This is a genomic window from Flavobacterium polysaccharolyticum, from assembly GCF_038739875.1.
Classification (GTDB): Bacteria; Bacteroidota; Bacteroidia; order Flavobacteriales; family Flavobacteriaceae; genus Flavobacterium; species Flavobacterium polysaccharolyticum.
Genome location: NZ_JBCGDP010000006.1, coordinates 77,504 through 96,590 on the forward strand (window position 1 = coordinate 77,504; position 19,087 = coordinate 96,590).

The 19,087-nt window shown below is 33.2% G+C and carries 16 protein-coding genes and 1 other RNA gene; 8 read left to right on the forward strand and 9 right to left on the reverse strand.

Annotation, left to right across the window (positions count from 1 at the left end; translation table 11 throughout):
* Positions 1–2: 2 nt before the first annotated feature.
* Positions 3–704 carry a hypothetical protein gene (locus tag WFZ86_RS07880; protein ID WP_342691431.1) on the forward strand — a complete coding sequence of 234 codons (702 nt, stop codon included), beginning with the start codon at positions 3–5 and terminating at the stop codon, positions 702–704.
* Here WFZ86_RS07880 and WFZ86_RS07885 read toward each other — a convergent pair whose 3' ends face one another.
* The 3 genes from WFZ86_RS07885 to WFZ86_RS07895 all read right to left on the reverse strand — a co-directional run bounded on the left by WFZ86_RS07885 (position 705) and on the right by WFZ86_RS07895 (position 5,697).
* Positions 705–1,427: a hypothetical protein gene (locus tag WFZ86_RS07885; RefSeq protein ID WP_342691432.1), complete on the reverse strand. Its 723-nt coding sequence runs from the start codon at positions 1,425–1,427 to the stop codon at positions 705–707.
* Positions 1,428–1,522: 95 nt separating this feature from the next.
* Complete coding sequence (locus WFZ86_RS07890) at positions 1,523–3,934, reverse strand: TonB-dependent receptor (protein ID WP_342691433.1); 2,412 nt, start codon at positions 3,932–3,934, stop codon at positions 1,523–1,525.
* Between the two features lie 62 nt (positions 3,935–3,996).
* Positions 3,997–5,697 carry a M23 family metallopeptidase gene (locus WFZ86_RS07895; RefSeq protein WP_342691434.1) on the reverse strand — a complete coding sequence of 567 codons (1,701 nt, stop codon included), beginning with the start codon at positions 5,695–5,697 and terminating at the stop codon, positions 3,997–3,999.
* A 176-nt stretch (positions 5,698–5,873) separates the two neighbouring features.
* Here WFZ86_RS07895 and WFZ86_RS07900 point away from each other — a divergent pair, with 176 nt between their 5' ends.
* From WFZ86_RS07900 to rny, 4 genes are all read left to right on the forward strand, one after another.
* Positions 5,874–6,164: a hypothetical protein gene (locus WFZ86_RS07900; protein WP_342691435.1), complete on the forward strand. Its 291-nt coding sequence runs from the start codon at positions 5,874–5,876 to the stop codon at positions 6,162–6,164.
* Positions 6,165–6,167: 3 nt separating this feature from the next.
* Positions 6,168–6,458 (forward strand): cell division protein ZapA, encoded by a 291-nt coding sequence (locus tag WFZ86_RS07905; RefSeq protein ID WP_064714474.1) that lies wholly within the window; start codon positions 6,168–6,170, stop codon positions 6,456–6,458.
* Between the two features lie 50 nt (positions 6,459–6,508).
* A non-coding RNA gene (ssrS, locus tag WFZ86_RS07910) (6S RNA) lies at positions 6,509–6,615 on the forward strand.
* Positions 6,616–6,664: 49 nt separating this feature from the next.
* Positions 6,665–8,230: a ribonuclease Y gene (rny, locus tag WFZ86_RS07915; RefSeq protein ID WP_342691436.1), complete on the forward strand. Its 1,566-nt coding sequence runs from the start codon at positions 6,665–6,667 to the stop codon at positions 8,228–8,230.
* Between the two features lie 63 nt (positions 8,231–8,293).
* On the opposite strand, the gene WFZ86_RS07920 is transcribed toward rny, so the two are convergent.
* Complete coding sequence (locus WFZ86_RS07920) at positions 8,294–9,805, reverse strand: PAS domain-containing sensor histidine kinase (protein WP_342691437.1); 1,512 nt, start codon at positions 9,803–9,805, stop codon at positions 8,294–8,296.
* 85 nt (positions 9,806–9,890) lie between these two features.
* Entirely contained in the window at positions 9,891–10,796 is a 906-nt protein-coding gene (locus WFZ86_RS07925; RefSeq protein ID WP_342691438.1) for a site-specific tyrosine recombinase, read from the reverse strand.
* A gap of 935 nt (positions 10,797–11,731) precedes the next feature.
* Here WFZ86_RS07925 and WFZ86_RS07930 point away from each other — a divergent pair.
* The 3 genes from WFZ86_RS07930 to WFZ86_RS07940 all read left to right on the forward strand — a co-directional run bounded on the left by WFZ86_RS07930 (position 11,732) and on the right by WFZ86_RS07940 (position 15,355).
* Positions 11,732–12,295, forward strand: coding sequence for a porin family protein (locus WFZ86_RS07930; protein WP_342691439.1), 564 nt, complete (start codon positions 11,732–11,734; stop codon positions 12,293–12,295).
* A gap of 74 nt (positions 12,296–12,369) precedes the next feature.
* Positions 12,370–12,783: a type II 3-dehydroquinate dehydratase gene (gene aroQ, locus WFZ86_RS07935; protein ID WP_342691440.1), complete on the forward strand. Its 414-nt coding sequence runs from the start codon at positions 12,370–12,372 to the stop codon at positions 12,781–12,783.
* Between the two features lie 82 nt (positions 12,784–12,865).
* Positions 12,866–15,355 (forward strand): DUF5686 and carboxypeptidase regulatory-like domain-containing protein, encoded by a 2,490-nt coding sequence (locus WFZ86_RS07940; protein ID WP_342691441.1) that lies wholly within the window; start codon positions 12,866–12,868, stop codon positions 15,353–15,355.
* Between the two features lie 184 nt (positions 15,356–15,539).
* On the opposite strand, the gene WFZ86_RS07945 is transcribed toward WFZ86_RS07940, so the two are convergent.
* From WFZ86_RS07945 to WFZ86_RS07960, 4 genes are all read right to left on the reverse strand, one after another.
* Positions 15,540–16,406 (reverse strand): cation diffusion facilitator family transporter, encoded by an 867-nt coding sequence (locus WFZ86_RS07945; protein WP_342691442.1) that lies wholly within the window; start codon positions 16,404–16,406, stop codon positions 15,540–15,542.
* Positions 16,407–16,492: 86 nt separating this feature from the next.
* Positions 16,493–17,803, reverse strand: coding sequence for a UDP-N-acetylglucosamine 1-carboxyvinyltransferase (murA, locus tag WFZ86_RS07950; protein ID WP_342691443.1), 1,311 nt, complete (start codon positions 17,801–17,803; stop codon positions 16,493–16,495).
* Positions 17,804–17,846: 43 nt separating this feature from the next.
* Complete coding sequence (locus tag WFZ86_RS07955; protein ID WP_342691444.1) at positions 17,847–18,566, reverse strand: DUF4290 domain-containing protein; 720 nt, start codon at positions 18,564–18,566, stop codon at positions 17,847–17,849.
* A 2-nt stretch (positions 18,567–18,568) separates the two neighbouring features.
* The gene (locus WFZ86_RS07960; RefSeq protein ID WP_159690785.1) at positions 18,569–18,865 is read right to left on the reverse strand and encodes a DUF493 family protein; all 297 of its coding nucleotides are present in this window, start codon (positions 18,863–18,865) and stop codon (positions 18,569–18,571) included.
* Positions 18,866–19,087 lie beyond the last annotated feature (222 nt).

Below are 19,087 nucleotides of genomic sequence, written 5' to 3' on the forward strand. Positions count from 1 at the left end.
TAATGTACTTAGACAACCCCAATATAAAATTACCTGAAGACCCTGAAACTATTGTCTGGAAATACCTAGACTTGTCTAAATTTTTAGATTTATTATTATCTAAAAAGTTGTTCATGTCTAGGTCCGACAAATTTGAAGATCAATATGAAGGCACCTTTAGCGAACCCACTTTTGAGGAAATCAGAAAACTTTCAATTGACAATCCTGACTTTTTAAATTACTATAAAACGCATCGCGAAAAAGTAGCTATCAGTAGTTGGCACATCAATGAATATGAATCTTTTGCTATGTGGCAAATTTTTACACAAAATAGCGAGGGTCTTGCGATACAATCCACCATAGGAAGATTGCAAAAAGCATTACAGCCTGAAGACCATTTTCAACAATACATTGGAGAGGTAAATTATATTGACTACAAAAAAGAATACATTCCTTTTGATGACTTATTTTTTCCTTTTTTGTACAAAAGAAAAAGTTTTCAATACGAACGAGAAGTCCGTATAATAAGCGATGTGACCAAAAACAACTTAAAATTGAATGATGGGCTAAAAATTAATGTCGATGTAAACCAACTAATAGAAAAAATATACATTCACCCAAAGTCTGAAAATTGGTATAAAAATCTCGTCATTCAACTAGTAGCTCAATTAGGATTTGATATTGCTATAGAAAAATCAGACCTAGAAAGTGATATTTTGATATAATTATATTGGAGAATAACGAATAACTTTCCAATCGTTTTTATTCAAATCAATATAATTATAATGTACCACATCTTTTTGATCAAACTGACCATTTTTGTTAGTATCTTCAATAGTTCTAAAATACAATCTATTAGAAGACTCTATTAAACTCCAATCTATAAGTTCTTCTAAATCTGTAGAAACTTTAGTAAAACCATCACCGCTAATAGCACTCAAGTACAATGTATTTATATCATTAGTATCTAACTTACCATCTTTATTCGTATCGGCATCAACCATAGTGTACACCATAATTTGTTTTTTGATACGATTGAAAACCGGCTTCAAGTAAGTTGCTGTTTCAATTAAAATAGGCTGAGTGGTTAAAGGGCGAATTGAATCTGAACCAATTTTTTGAAATTTTAAGTTCTGCAAAAATCCTGTTATTTCATATTGCGCTACATTGCTAATCGTAAAACTTACGTCATTTACAGCTGAAGAACCATATTTAGACTTAGTTCCTCTTTCATAAATACGCAAATCTCCTATAGGATGAATCAAATAATCAGTTCCTTCCATTTGAACTGGCAAATCGGCAATTTCTATTTTTGTAGAATCTAGTTTTGGTGCCACAGTATTTTTTGACGAATTGTCATATATCACTTTAGGCTTTTCAACTTCTTTCTGACAACTCACCATAAAAAAGACTAAAAACAAACCACTGATTATTGATTGAATCTTCATGCTAAACATAATTTATTTTCAAAAGTAAACAATTCTAACAAAAACCTACACTTATTATGTATTGAAATCACGGTAAATAATCAACACTTAGCCAATTAAAAACGTGCATTCAACTTGATATTAAAAACTCTAGTCGTCATATAATTAGGAATCCCATATTGATTTTTGGTATATACATCACGCACCCAAGTGTTGGTAATAGCATTTTGATTGTTAAATATATTAAACACTTCAACACCAATAGCCAATTCTTGAAAACTACTGGCCCATTTTCCATATTGCCTAGAAGCACTTCTATCGACTAAAAGTTTAGAAAACCCAACATCGGCACGACGGTAATCTCTAAGTCTATTTTGATACAAAAAAGGATCCGCATACGATGGAGAACCGCCAGGCAAGCCTGTATTGTAGACCAAATTGAGGTACAATTTAACACTAGGAATATTCGGCATATAATCTTGAAACAGCATCGCAAACTTTAATCGTTGATCTGTAGGTCGAGCAATGAATCCTTTTCCGTTACTATTTTCTTCGGTTTTTAAATACCCAAAACTTATCCAAGATTCTGTACCAGGCACAAACTCGCCATTCCATCTCACATCAATTCCTTGCGCATATGCTTTTGCATCATTATTGGCTTGATAACGAATTCTAACATTGTCGATGGTATATGTATTGACATCGGACAATGATTTATAATATAGCTCTGTGACTAATTTAAAAGGACGATTCCATAAGCTAAAACTATAATCGTTTCCAAGCACCACATGTATCGATTGTTGCGCATTTACATTGGGCTGAACTACTCCATCACTATCACGAAGTTCTCTATAAGAAGGCGGTTGATGGTACATTCCTCCGGACAATCGAAACAAAAGATTGGCCTTTGTATTGGGTTTAATAGTAAACTGAGCTCTTGGACTAAAAGTGAATTGCTGCTCTCCTGAAACATATCCTCCTAAAACTTGCCAACTGTGCATTCTAACCCCCAAAGTATACCAAACCAAACTAGTCCCTAAATTAGCCTTACGGCTCCATTGCAAATAACCCGAAAAACGATTGATAGTATTAAAATTTATTGCTCTCACATCTTGGTAAGGAGCCAAAGGGCCATTGTAAATTGTATAAGGCTCATCTTTTTTAGGTAAAAAACGCGGTGGATTTAGAGCAAAACCTGCAGAATCAATCACTTCCCATTCACTAATTCTGTCTCGTATAGATTCACGAGTGTATTTTACTCCCCATTCGACAAGATTGCTTTTCCAATCATGTATCCCTTTAAACTCTGCATTAGCAATTAAGGCATCCAAATCATTTCGAGCATGATTCAATTGTGAACCAATTCCCCTTGAAAACGAAACATCTCCCAAGGTTTCAGAGCCAATATTGGTATCTACTTCTGCTAAACGATATTCAGCCAATATATCAAAATGCTCTTTTTCTAAAGTATGAAAAACAGCTCCTATAAATTTATAGGTTGACACATCCGAAGCTTTAAAAGTAGATTTTACGGCCCCAAAAAAAGTTTGGTATTGATCACGTTCTTGTCCTTCATAAAAAATCAATAACGCTTGAGGATTATCAATTGTCCCAAAATTAGTTTGACGCGTTAAAGGCTCATAATTGTACTTGTTTTGAGAAATGTTTCCTAAAAAACTCCATTGCCATTTTGAAGAAGCTTGAAAATTGATAGCTGTTTGTACATCAACAAATGACGGAGTATAGTTGGTTTGTGTTTCTTGGCTGTTGACCAATAAGCTATTATTCCTGTAACGAACACCCGTAATTGCCGTCCATCGCTTGTCTTTTGAAATCAAATCAAAAGAAGCACTTCCTCCTAAAAAACTAGCTTCTACGGTTGCCCCAAATTGTGTTGGTTTTCTATACGTTATATCCAAAACTGAAGATAACTTATCTCCATATTTACTTTGAAAACCACCTGCAGAGAAATCCACATTTTGAATCAAATCTGTATTCGTAAAACTCAAACCTTCTTGCTGACCTGATCGAATCAAAAAAGGACGATACACTTCTACCTCATTAACATACACTAAATTCTCATCATAATTACCGCCACGAACAGCGTATTGAGAGCTTAATTCGTTATTGGAATTTACGCCTGCCAGTGATTTCAAAACATTTTCTATTCCAGGATTAGCTCCAGGAACATTCTTTAATGTAGCTGGGTCTATGGTCAAAATTCCTTGGACGCCTTTTTTGTTATTAGCATTTACAAATACCTCCCCCATTTGTTCTTCTTTCTCACTTAGAACCAAATTAAAATCTACCACTTCATCTGGAGTTACCGTCAAAATTAATGTGGCTTTTTTAAATGAGATATGACTAAAAACAACAGCTACTTTTTCATTTGATGGAATCGAAATCGAATAAAATCCTTTTGCATTGGTTTGTGAAGCAAGTCCTTGAATCGTTATATTTACATCATTGATAGGATTTTTTTTATCATCTAATATAAAACCTTGCAATTTCCCTTTTTGAGAAAACATAGGCGCACCGATAAAAATAAGGGTGAAAAAAAAGCAGATTTGGAATACTTTCAAGCGAAGAACTATTTAATGATTTGACTTCTAAAAAAATGAGTTTCAAAGGTAGTAGAATTTCCCATTTGGTCCACCACAATTACTTTAAGAATATTAGCGCCTTCAGCAACAACACCATCACTAAAATCATGAGTTAATAATCGTGTTTTATTATCATACTCCATCAAAATCCATTGATCGTTCAAATAGGCATTGTACGATTTAATTCCTGACAAAGCATCATAGATAGAGAGCTTCAACTCTTTTTGAGTAGTAATCCATTTTCCTTCAATAGGTTTACCAATGCTAACAACAGGATTTACATTATCTAACACAAGACCATATTTTCCAAGAATTTTAACCTTAGTGGTAAAGGTGTTTTCTTTTACAGTAGTTGTATTATACGATATACGCCCTCCTTCTATCCTACCCAAAAACATTTTCTCTTTTTCCAATGCCGTATGAGTACTATCCTGAACTTTAATTGTAAAATTAGAATGTACAGGAACTGTATCATCATGTAAAGTCAAAACTTTATTAGCAACGGAAAGATTCAAATCAAAATCATTATAAAAAGTATTGGCAGGAAAAGTAACCGTCCAATTATCTTTTTCAAACATGTATTCTTTTTTTGCTTTAATAAAATAATTCGAAGGAGTTGTTTCTTTTGGAATTACTGCCGCCTTTTCATCATAAGCTATAGGAATAGTGATGAGTGTTCTGTTATTAAAAAAATCAGCTACTTCAATACGATAAGTACCTGACAAATTAGGCAAAACCGATAGTACCCCATTACTTTCATCAGTTTTTACGATACTCAGATCGAATGGCGTGGTTCGAAACAATCGCTGAATACGCTGTTGCGATTTTTTATATCTCGCATAATCTATTAAAACATTGATGTAACGCATTTCATCAAACGAATAAGTCCCAAATTGATAGCCATAAGTGGGCGTTCCGTTGTAGAAAGCTTGTACCTCAAAAACACCATTTTTATTAAAAGAAACATCGTCCGTATCTGTGGCAATAATTCCAAAACCAATCTTTCCGTTAGCCAAAACAGGATCAGCTAAATAAGTCCCATCTTTTTGCAAGGTCAAATTAATTGGAATGGGACGCAAAGACTGATTCACGGTAGTTTTATTATCCAAAGGAAAAGCATAAACCGCTGTAACTTGTGGTTTTTTTGTATCTTTCAAAAAAGAATCAAAGCCAAAAAATATAGGGTTGATGATAAATTCTGTTTTAGAATCTCTAATTTCAAAATGAAGGTGTGGTCCTTCTGAAGCACCAGTATTTCCAGAAAGAGCGATTAGTTGCCCTTTGGTCACAACTAACTGATTAGGTTTTAAGAAAATCTCAACTTCGAAAGCTTTTTCTTCGTACTGTCTTCTTTTTATTAATTCCTGAATTGATCCAACTGCTTTTTGCAAATGAGCATAAACCGTAGTATACCCATTTGGATGAGTGACATAAATGGTCTTTCCGTTACCAAAAGTCGAAATTTTAATTCTAGAGACATACCCATCTGCTGCCGCATAAACAGACAAACCTTCACGCTGTTGCGTTTTATAATCAAACCCTGCATGAAAATGATTGGGACGCAATTCACCAAAATTACCAGACAACTGCATTGGTATATCTAATGGGGATCGAAAATAATCTTTAGGATACTGATTTTGACCTACTAAAGCATTGCAAAAAAGTAATAGAAAACAGAATAACTTCATTTTAATCTTTTTGCTAAGGTAACCAAAACTCTTAAAATTAAAAAAAACAAAACAAAAACAAAACACTAACTGATTATCAATGCGTTACTTTTTTTTACTACAAAAAAGCTAATAAAATATTGTAATAATAAAAAGGAATACTAACTTTGTAAGATTAAGAAATGAATTGGTTAAAAATGAGTGTAATTGCAGAAATAATTGATACTCTTGAAAATAAGATTGTAAAACTTTTTTCTAAAATAAAAAATCTAGAAAAAAACAATCTAGAATTGAGAGGAAAATTATCTGAAGCTTCACAAATCATATCCCAACAGTCTGAAGAGATTGAAGTGCTGAAAAAGCAATATGAAACACTCAAAATTGCTAATACATTATTAGGCAGTGACAACAATAAAAGAGATACAAAGCTTAAAATAAATTCATTAATTCGTGAAATTGATTACTGCATAGCTCAGCTATCAGATTAAAAAATGGAAGAAAAGCTTAAAATAAAGATATCGATTGCAGACAGAGTTTACCCGCTAACGGTAGATGCTTCTCAAGAAGAAGGATTAAGAAGTGCTTCAAAAAAAATTGATATGATGATTAAGCAATTTGAAGAAAATTATGCCGTTCGAGACAAGCAAGATGTTTTAGCCATGTGCGCACTACAATTTGCCTCTCAAGTTGAACAAAAACAAATTGACAATGCAATGAATGGTAGTGAAACCATTGATAGATTGCAAAAAATCAATGCTGTTTTAGATCAATATCTCGATTAACGTTCTTACAACAGATTAAGATACTGCCTACATTAGTTCTTATTTGATAAACTCAACACTAACAATTTAGAATGAGCGAATCATCGTTACTATAGCAAGCCAATTCAGTTTGGAAGCTTGAACAACGAGTTAGCTCAAAACTTGTCTTTTCGAGTTTATACAATCCCGCTAATGTAGGTTTTTTTTTATATATAATTTAAACACAAATGGATAGTACATTATTAATAATTGTTTCAGGAATTATAGGTATTGCAGTTGGTTTTGGTATTGCCAAAATTATCGAAAAAAGCAATATCTCTAATTTAATTAAGAACGCTAAAAAAGAAGCTGCTTCAATTTTAAAAGACGCCAATTTAGAAGCTGAAAACATTAAAAAAGACAAAATTCTTCAAGCAAAAGAAAAATTTATCGAATTGAAATCAGAGCACGAGCAAGTAATTTTGGCTAGAGATAAAAAAGTAGCCGAAGTAGAAAAAAGAGTTCGTGATAAAGAATCTCAAATTTCGAGTGAACTGTCTAAAGCCAAAAAAATCAACGATGATTTCGAAGCAAAAAAAGCAGAATTCCAAGCTAAAATTGAAGTTCTTGACAAAAAACAAGTAGAAGTTGAAAAACTACACAAAAGTCAATTGCAACAACTAGAAGTAATCTCTGGATTGTCAGCCGAAGAAGCAAAAGAACAATTGGTAGAAGGATTAAAATCAGAAGCTAAATCAAAAGCCATGTCTCATATCCAAGAAACGATTGAAGAAGCTAAGCTAACGGCTCAACAAGAAGCTAAAAAAATTATCATCAATACTATTCAACGTGTAGGTACTGAAGAAGCTGTAGAAAATTGCGTTTCAGTTTTCAACATTGAATCCGATGACGTAAAAGGAAGAATTATTGGACGTGAAGGTAGAAACATTAGAGCTCTTGAAGCCGCAACTGGTGTTGAAATCATCGTAGATGATACTCCAGAAGCTATTATTCTTTCTTGTTTTGACCCTGTTCGAAGAGAAATTGCTCGTTTATCTTTACATAAATTAGTTACTGACGGACGTATCCACCCAGCAAGAATTGAAGAAGTTGTAGCAAAAACAACAAAACAAATTGATGACGAAATCATTGAAGTAGGTAAACGAACCGTTATTGATTTAGGTATTCACGGATTACATCCAGAATTAATCAAAGTAGTAGGACGAATGAAATACCGTTCTTCTTATGGACAAAACTTACTACAACACTCTCGTGAAGTTTCTAAGTTATGCGGCATCATGGCTGCTGAATTAGGACTAAATGTGAAGCTAGCGAAAAGAGCTGGTTTACTTCACGATATTGGAAAAGTTCCAGATGCTGAAAGTGATTTACCACACGCTTTATTAGGTATGCAATGGGCAGAAAAATACGGTGAAAAAGAAGAAGTTTGCAACGCAATTGGGGCACACCACGACGAAATCGAAATGAAATCTTTACTATCACCAATCATTCAAGTTTGTGATGCTATTTCAGGCGCTAGACCAGGCGCTAGAAGACAAGTATTAGATTCTTACATCCAACGTTTAAAAGACTTAGAAGAAGTAGCTTATGGCTTTAACGGAGTGAAAAATGCTTATGCTATTCAAGCTGGTAGAGAATTACGTGTGATTGTTGAAAGCGAAAAAGTCTCTGATGACAATGCAGCATCTTTATCTTTCGAAATCTCTCAAAAAATCCAAACGGAAATGACATATCCAGGTCAGGTTAAAGTAACCGTAATCAGAGAAACAAGAGCTGTAAATATTGCTAAATAATTTCAACAATATGTAATATACAAAAAAGGCTTCCTTACGGAAGTCTTTTTTATATGCACTTAATTAATCCAAAACTGGTTTTTTAAAATAAATTTTGAAAGTAGAGCCTACATGCAAAGTACTTTCTACTTCAATTTTCCCTCCCATATTTTCAATTTGATTTTTTGTCAAATACAAACCAACGCCACGAGCATCGTTGTTTTTATGAAATGTCTTATACAAGCCAAAAATAGAATCTTTATATTTATTCAAATCGATACCCAAACCGTTATCTTTTATATTTAGAATAATAAAATCCTCATTTTCATCTGAGGTAAAAATAATTTTAGGTACTTTCTTTTGATCAGAATATTTAATAGCATTCGTAACAATATTCAACAAAATACTTTCTAAATAAGCGGGCAAACAATTAATAGTTACACTACTTTGAATATAATTTAGTACCACTATATCTTTTTGTTTGATAGAATCGTGCAATACATCCAAAACTTTATTGATGTAAACATTTAAATTCAACTGCTCAATCTCTTTGTCTTTTACCGTATGAATACTGACCAACTCATTCAGATTTTCTATTGTGGAAAACAATTCATCCGAAACAATTTGAATATTACTCAACGTATCAAAATCCGAAAGCAATTCTTCTTTATGCAAGTCCAATAAAGATTTAATATTTCCACTATGAGTACGCAAATTATGAGAAACTATATGAGCAAAATTGAGCAACTTGTTATTTTGAGTATTTAAAATTTCAAGCATTTTGGCCAACTCCAATTCTTTCTCTTTCTGCTCAGAAATATCGGTATGAGTTCCTACGATTCGCAATGGCTTACCCTCTGCATCACGTTCAATAACTTTTCCTCTATCCAAAATCCATTTATAGCGACCATTACATAACACCCTATGACAGGTTTCGTAAAAAGGAATTTTATTTTCGAAATGGAGATTAATATTTCCGTAATATTCCCCACAGTCATCAGGATGCACACGTTCGTCCCATTCTTCAGGAGTAGCTACTAAATCGGATTCTGTCAGTTCCAAAATCTTCATAGATTCTGAGGAATAATAAACTTTTCCAGTAACCAAGTCCCAATCCCAAACTCCTCTATCTGATGCTTGTACAGCAAAATGATAGCGTTCATCAGCGAGACGCATTCTAATTTCTTGTTCTTTTACATCGGTAATATCCGAGATAAGACCATAAAAAACAATCTCATTATTGTCATTTTTCTTTGGAGTAGCATCAATCCTAATCCATTTGTATCCACTATCTGGCAATAACAACCTAAACTCTATATCCCAAACTTCTATATTAGTAATAGCCCGCTCATAGGATTCAATAAAGCCTTTTAAATCAGGTTCATAGATAGTGTAATTTGATAATTTATAGGAGTCTTCAATAAACTCATTAAAGGAGAATTCATTAAAAAAATCAATGGGCTTACTCAAGAAATCAAACGCTATCTGCCGATCAGCATTGACGCGAATTTGAAAAATAATATTAGGAAGTTGTTTGATTAAACTTTCGTAGAGTTTATTTAAATCTTCTGGATTTCTACTTTTTGCAAATATCATTTGTTATGCTCTTTCATTTGGATAAAAATACTAAAAGTTTTAATCAAACTAACATTTTGCAATAATATAGTTAAAAACTCAACCTTTACACCTTTTCTTTTCTTGGGTGGTAAGACTGCATTACTTGTTTTAAAAAAGAACGATCTAGATGAACATAAATTTCAGTAGTAGTAATAGATTCATGCCCCAACATCAATTGAATAGATCGCAAATCAGCACCATTCTCCAACAAATGAGTCGCAAAAGAATGTCTAAAAGTATGTGGACTAATTTTTTTATTGAGCTCTATCAAGTCGGCTAGTCTGTTGATAATAGTAAAAATCATTGCTCTGGTCAATTGTCGCCCTCGTCGGTTTAGAAACAAAGTGTCTTCAAAACCTTTTTGAATAGGCAAATGAACACGAATAGTTTCTTTATAAATGGTGATATATTTTTGAGCCAATTCGCCAATGGGTACAAAACGGTCTTTGTTACCTTTTCCGTGTATTTTGATAAAACCTTCTTCAAAAAAAAGATCCGAAATTTTCAAGCCAACTAATTCTGAGACACGAAGACCACAACCATATAAAGTTTCAAGCATGGCGCGATTACGTTCCCCTTCATTTGAAGTCAAATCTATCGCTAGAATTAAGTCATCAATTTCGTCAACTGATAAAGTATCGGGCAACTTTCTACCCAATCTAGGTGATTCAATCAATTCCATCGGATTATCTTCTCTGTAGTCTTCAAAAATCAAATAGGAAAAAAAACTTTTTAGTCCAGAAATAATTCTGGCTTGAGATCTAGCGTTTACTTCTTTTGAAACCGAATAGATAAACTGCTGCACTGTTTCTTCATTAATAGTTACGGGAGAAACCGTTATATTTTGATTAAACAAAAACGAGCAAAGGCGTTCGATATCCAACGTGTAATTTGCAATGGTATTGACAGACAAACCTCTTTCGATTCTTAGATACGACTGATATTGCTTAATATAATTATTCCAACTCATACTACAAAGAAAGACAATTTTAAGGCATAAAAAAACCTCCTTTTCAGGGGAGGTTTATATGGTAAAATATAAGAATTACAATACAAAAGTAACTCCAAGATTTAAAGATAACAATGTCCCATTATTTTAAATTCCTTTATAGTCTAAAAACAATTCTGTCTTACCAAAAAAATAGCCTAACTTAAGTTGATATAAAAATCTACCTTCACTTCCACTAGGTGCTACAGCAGTTGCATATTCCAAATCCAAACCTAAGAAAAAGTTTTTAGACAAAGAGTACTGCGCAGTACCATAAACTTAAACAAAATCAGCATCTCCAATATCTAATTCAAAACTATCAAAATCAATTGTTTCTCCTAAATAATGAGCATAACCAGCTCCAAAACCAACTTCAAACTTATCAGAAACTTTCCATGTTTTAGCAACATCTACACCTAAGTTTAAAGAATAAGTATCTTTATTTAATATGCCCTAATGCTAATCCTAAATTAACTCCTACTTTAAAACCACCTTCTTGTCCATTAGCAAATGTGAATCCAAATACTGCCACAGCAGTAAAATATTTTTTACATTTTTTTTATTTAGTTTAGTAAGATTATTAAGCCAAACAAATGATTCAAAATCAAATAAAGAAACAACACTTTAAAACAATCCTTCTATAATGACATTTTAAACACCAAAAAAAGAACTTATCAGTTTAAAAAACTAACTATCAACAATCTAAAAAAAACTCTCACTAAAATCAGGTATTTTTTAGGAAAGTTATAAAAAAACACATTTTAACAAGTTAAATCTTTCTTTAAACTTTGGAAAGCAATTAAAAATGTTGTTATTTCGTAATTTAAAAATCATCTAGTTGTAGACTTAACTTTTATAAAACAATATTTGTTTGAAAATTCAGTTTATAACCATGTAAAACCACTAAAAAAAAGAATATGAAAAAAATCATTCTTATTGCTGTTTTTGCCCTTTTAGGCACATGGAACGCTCAAGCACAATTATTACGATTAGGAGCCAAAGCTGGTATTAATTATGCCAACCTTACTGGGACTGATATTACAGTTAATTCAGAAAATTACAAATCAGATGCTATTACAAGTTACCACATTGGTTTATTAGCCGAAATCAAATTAACCGAGAAATTTGGTATCCAACCCGAGTTGTTGTACTCTACACAAGGAGCGTCATACAAAAGTGCCGTCAAAGAATTTAAAAATGAATTAGGCTACTTGGCTATTCCAGTAATGGCAAAAATTTATTTGAACAACACTTTCAGTTTAGAATTAGGACCACAAGCCTCTTTCTTATTAAGTGAAAAAGACAACGTGAATATAGAAGATTCTAAGACATTCGACTTTGCGGTTGCTGGTGGTTTAGGCATAAAAATCACAAAAGGCATCTTTGTTCAAGCACGCTATGGACTTGGTTTAACGGAAGTTTCAACCAATGCAAAAGCAAAAAATTCTGTGGTGCAAGTTTCTGCTGGATTTATGTTTTAATAAATAACAAAATCTATTACAAAGCCGTACTATTATTTAGTGCGGTTTTTTTATTTTTACCAAAAACAACCATTATGCAAATTGCTATTATTAACGGCCCAAATCTAAATTTATTAGGAAAACGTGAACCCGAAGTGTATGGAAAAGAAACTTTCGAGGATTATTTTGAAAGTTTAAAAACTAAGTTTCCTCATATCCAATTTTCTTACTTCCAAAGCAATATCGAAGGGGAATTAATCGATAAAATCCAAGAATTCGGATTTACCTATAACGGAATCATTCTTAACGCTGGTGCTTATACCCATACCTCGATTGGTATTGGCGACGCCGTAAAAGCTATCACTGCCCCAGTTATCGAAGTGCATATTTCCAATACTTTTTCAAGAGAAAGTTTCAGACATCAATCCTATATTTCAGGAAATGCCAAAGGAGTTATTTTGGGTTTCGGTTTAAAAAGTTATGACCTCGCGATTCAATCTTTTGTATAATCTTACCATTTTTAACACAATAAATTAACAAGTTTTTATGATGTAAGTTTTTTCATCTGTTTAATTTTACTAAAAAAAGCAGATGAAAAAATTTTACGTTTTTATTTTATTTTTACTTTATTCGCCTTTTATCGCACAAGTAAAAGGAACTATTACTGACGAAAAAGGAAACCCATTACCTTTTGTTTCCGTTATCATTCAAAATTCCTATTCAGGAACTACCACCAACGAGAAAGGAAAATACGAACTAAATCTCAAAAAAGAAGGCGATTACACCTTACTATTTCAGTTCCTTGGTTATAAAACCGTAAAGAAAACTATTCATTACGAAAAAACACCAATAACAATTGACATTCAGTTGTCGGAAGAGAATTACAATCTCAACGAAGTAGTCATCAATCCAAAAAATAATCCTGCTAACGCCATCATCAAAAGTGCGATTGCAGCACGAAAAGAAAACACTGAAAAAACAGCCCGATTCACCGCCGATTTTTATTCTCGTGGATTGTTTAAAATCAAAAATCTACCTAAAAAGATTTTAGGAATGAAATTAGATATGCCAGACGAAATGACCACTGGCTTAGATTCAACTGGAAGTGGTATTTTGTACTTATCTGAAACCGTATCGAAACTCACCTTCGAAAAACCAAACAACTATAAAGAAAGAATTATTGCCTCTAAAATATCAGGAAACGATAAAGGCTTTAGTTACAATACTGCTCGCTCTTCATTTTACGATTTTTATGACAATACAGTCGATTTTAATGTAAAAATGATTTCGCCCATAGCAAGTAATGCCTTTCAATATTATAAATACAAACTCGAAAGCACTTTTTTTGACGAAAGCAATCATCAAATCAACAAAATTAAAGTCATTCCAAGACGCGACAAAGAACCCGTTTTTGAAGGTTACATTTATATTGTAGAAGACAGTTGGGCAATTTATGCCGTTGATTTTGATATAAAAGGCTATCGCATGCGGAATGAATTCACGGAAGTGATGACCTTAAAACAAAATTTCAATTACAATTCCAAAACTAAAGTTTGGAGCAAAAATGCCCAAAGCTTAGCATTTACAGCTGGTGCTTTCGGAATCGGATTTTCAGGCACCTTCAATTATGTGTATAGCAATTATGAGTTCTTTGAAACTTTTGAGAAAAAGACCTTTGGCAATGAAATTGTTAGTTTTGAAAACAATGCCAACAAAAAAGAAGACACTTTCTGGGAAAGCACAAGACCTATTCCACTCACTGAGGAAGAAAGTAATGATTATATCAAAAAAGATAGCATTCAAACCATCCGTTCTTCCAAAATATATTTGGATTCAATCGACCAAAAACGAAATAAATTCAAATCATTAAACCCAATAACAGGGTATCATTACAAAAATACCTTCAAAAAATGGTCATTCGATTATGCTGGATTAATGGACATAAGTTCATTAACGTTCAACACGGTTCAAGGTTTCAATCTTGATTCTGGCTTTACTTATCGCAAATGGGATGATGAATCTGGAAAAAGCACAGCTCTTGCAACAACTTTCAATTATGGCTTTTCAGACGAACGTCTTCGCGTAGTCGGAAACTTTAGTCACCGATTTAATAATCAAAATTATGCCACAATTTGGGTTGCTGGAGGAACGGCTGTGAAACAATTCAACGAAAACAATCCAATCTCGCCTTTCATCAATTCGATAAGCACACTCTTCTTCAAAAACAATTTTATGAAATTGTACAACAAAGAGTTTTTCAATGTTACGTATTCTCAAAATATAGCCAACGGCATCAACTTTACTGGAAAACTTGAATACAGCCAACGCAAACCTTTATTTAATACTACTAACTATACCTTTATCAAAAATGACGACCTTTATTCTTCAAACAATCCTTTGGATTCTAATGATTATTCAACTGCTGGTTTCTCAACTCATCAGTTACTAAAAGCTAATTTGAACTGGCGCATTAACTTTGGCAACCAATACATTTCGCGCCCTGACGGAAAATTCAACCTCCGAAACGACAAGTATCCAACCGTGCTTTTAGGCTACGAAAAAGCCTTTGCTGCTAGCCAAAAAAACTACGAGTATGATTTAATTAGTGCTCGTGTGCTATATGACCTTTCATTATCCAACAAAGGCGATTTGGGTGTAAATCTAAGAGCAGGTAAATTCTTCAATGCCGAAAATATTGCCTTTATGGATTACAAACATTTCAATGGCAATCAAACACGAATTGGCCAAACCGAACGCTATTTAAACGTTTTCAACCTGTTACCTTATTACAGTAATAGTACAAACGATGCATATCTTGAATTTCATTCAGAGTACAGCGACAATGGTTTTATAATGAACAAAATACCAGGACTCAACCTTTTAAAAAGCAGTTTAATGCTCGGTTTTCACAACTTAGCCATTCCAAATCGCAAACCTTACCAAGAAATCAGCATAGGACTCGATAACTTAGGAATAGGGAAATTCAAACAGTTCAGAGTAGATTATGTCCGCTCTTACCAAAATGGTTTTCAAGGTGACGGCGTAATTTTTGGACTAAAACTATTGAATATTTTAGATTAGGAGCAGCAAGAACAGGCTTTCTTGTGGGCAAAGTCCCGTCATCCGCTATATCTTTTTTTAATAACCCAAATAAAAAAACCCTTCTAGAATTCAAAACTCCAGAAGGGTTATTAAAAAAAGGATGCCGCTACTACCGGGGCTAAAAGTTAACATCTTACCTTTTTGTTTTCGTAGTGACTTAAAATTAATTCGGTTCTACATGAATCAACACATGTCCCAAAGAAGGGATTTGAGCTCTGAGTGTATCTTTCAAATCATGTGCAATATCATGTCCTTTTCTAACTGTAATGGTACCTTCTACCCTTGCGTGCAAATCTACATGATACTGCATTCCTGCCTTCCTAATAAAACATTTCTCAGTATCTATCACACCTGGAACCGTTAAGGAAACAACTCTAATTTCCTCCACCAATTCATCATATAGATGTTCATCCATTATCTCGCTCAAAGCCGGTCTAAATATTTTATAGCTATTGTACAAAATAAAACCAGATGCAAAAAGAGCCGCCCAATCATCGGCAGATTCATAACCTTTACCAAAATAAAGTGCGATAGAAATACCTAAAAATGCAGCTACCGAAGTAATAGCATCGCTTCTATGATGCCAAGCATCGGCTTCCAAAGAAGAACTATTGGTCTCTTTACTTCTTTTCATCACTAGTTGAAACGAATATTCTTTCCAAATAATGATGGCTCCCAAAATATAAAGTGTCCAAGATTTAGGTAATTCATGAGGGGTTCCTATGTTCTGAATACTCTCATAGGCAATAATCGTAGCCGAAGTAATCAAAAAACCGACCACTAGAAACGTAATCAAAGGCTCTGCACGACCATGTCCGTATGGATGATTATCATCCGCAGGTTTATTAGAATATTTGATTCCAAAAAGCACCAAAAAGGACGCGAAAATATCAGTAGTAGATTCAATCGCATCAGCAATTAGCGCATAAGAATTACCGAAAAAACCAGCCAATCCTTTTACTATAGCCAAAGACGTATTACCAATAATACTAAAATAAGTTGCTTTTATAGCTGTTTGTTCGTTAGTCATTTTTTAGTCAATTAAAAAATCGTTTAAACTAGCTTTGACAAAAAAACAAAACTAATTTAAACGACTCATTGAAATTATTATTCTTTTTAAGCTCTTACAATATTGGCTCCGATAGCTCTAAGACGCTCATCAATGCGCTCGTAACCTCTATCAATTTGTTCAATATTTTGAATAGTACTTGTTCCTTTCGCTGACAAAGCAGCAATCAATAACGAAATACCCGCACGAATATCTGGTGAAGACATTGTAGTAGCTTTTAATTGCGATTTGAAATCATGCCCAATAACTACCGCTCTATGTGGGTCACACAAAATAATTTTTGCTCCCATATCGATTAACTTATCTACGAAGAACAAACGGCTTTCGAACATTTTTTGGTGTATCAACACATCACCTTTTGCTTGAGTCGCTACTACCAAAACAATACTTAATAAATCTGGAGTAAAACCAGGCCAAGGCGCATCAGCAATGGTTAAAATAGAACCATCAATGTCTGTTTTAACTTCGTAACCATTCACATGAGCAGGAATGAAGATATCATCTCCTTTTTTCTCTAGTGTAATCCCTAGTTTACGGAATACATTAGGAATAACTCCAAGATTTTCCCAACTTACATTTTTTATAGTAATCTCAGATTTAGTCATAGCGGCCAATCCAATCCAAGAACCAATCTCAATCATATCTGGAAGAATTCGGTGTTCGCATCCACCTAATGCTTCTACTCCTTCAATAGTTAAAAGATTAGATCCAACACCAGAAATTTTAGCACCCATGGAGTTAAGCATTTTGCATAATTGTTGCAAATAAGGCTCACAAGCAGCGTTGTAAACTGTGGTCGTCCCTTTGGCCAAAACAGCAGCCATTACGATGTTAGCAGTTCCCGTTACTGAGGCTTCGTCCAGTAACATATCAGTACCTGTAAGTCCATCTGGAGCTTCAACTCCATAAAAATGATCTTCTCTATTATATCTAAACTTAGCACCTAAATTGATAAACCCTTCAAAATGAGTATCCAATCTTCTTCTCCCAATTTTATCTCCTCCTGGTTTAGGAATATAGCCTTTACCAAAACGAGCTAATAATGGACCAACAATCATAATCGAACCACGTAAAGAACCACCTTCTTTTTTAAAAGCTTCGGTTTCTAAATAGCCCATATTTACTTCATCAGCTTGAAAAGTAATGGAACTATTTCCGTTTTTTTGAATTTTAACTCCTAAATTACCCAACAAAGTAATTAATTTGTTGATGTCAATAATATCTGGAATATTATTGATTGTTACTTTTTCTGGAGTAAGCAAAACGGCACATAAAATTTGTAACGCTTCATTTTTTGCTCCTTGTGGGGTGATTTCTCCTTTTAATTGAATTCCACCTTCGATCTTGAAAATTCCCATTTGTTATACCAATTTATATTAATCAATAATTACCCAAATATAATTATTGCGGTTTTCTATTTTGATTTTTGTGCATCGGAGTTTTACCCGATTTATTTTTGTTATTCTGATTTTTTTGCTGATTAGAAGGAGTGATTTTATTCGACATTCTTTTATTGGTTCGAAGTAAATCTGTTGTACCCAAAAGCTCTTCTTTGCTTTGCAACAAATTCAATTTACCCTCAGAAAGCTCATACAAATGCTCAAAAATAACATCATCTTTTACAGTGTCTTTATTCCAACTTAAATATGACTTCTTCATGTGATTGGCAATTACCTTGACCAAGGCACTTTTCATTTCACCTTCTTCCCACTTATTAGCCACATCTATCATGTACTTAATATTATTTCCATAATATCTGTACTTAGGATAATTTTGTGGATATTGCAAAACCTCAGGTTTCAATTGCAAAACTTCACGTGAAGGAATAGGATACGGAGAATCTACCGCCAAACGAAAGTCGGACATTATAAATAACTGATCCCATAACTTATGCTGAAAATCAGGCACATCACGCAAATGAGGATTTAAGCTTCCCATTACTTGAATAATGTATCTAGCAGCTTTGTTACGCTCTTCATCGCTCTCGATAACAGTAGCTTGCTCAATCAATTTTTGCAAATGACGACCATACTCAGGAATGATTAAATGTTTTCTTTCAGAATTATATTCTAAATGACACACTACATCATTAGCATTTTCTTTTTTATATTTTTCGATCATAATTATAGGGAAACAATACCTTCAATTGTAGATAATTCTTGGTACTTTTCAATAATTTCTTGTGAGTTTTTCATGGTTACATCAACAGAAACACTAGTAAATTTACCTGTTTTTGATTTAGTAGTTTTAATTACGGCTCCCATACAATTGAACGCCTCCTCTACTTTTTTTACATTTCCATCCACTGAAGGAACAATAAATTTAAACAAGTATTCCGCTGGCCAAGTATTACTATTATCTAATTCTACTTGTAATCTTTCATAAAAAGCAGCGGTCTCTTTTTCTTTATCTTTATCCATTACTAATTTAAAATAAACGCAAATATACATTTTTGAGGGCAGATTCAAGAATTTACAACTAGGATTTAGGATTTTTTTTTACAATAAGCAATTAAGACAAAGTAGCTTTATCCAAAAAACTGTTTTCTGTAACTCAAAAAAGAAACCCAAAAGTAAAACACTCATAACCAAGACATTTATATCTTGTCTTTATCCAAAACATCAATCAAAATCAATAGTATA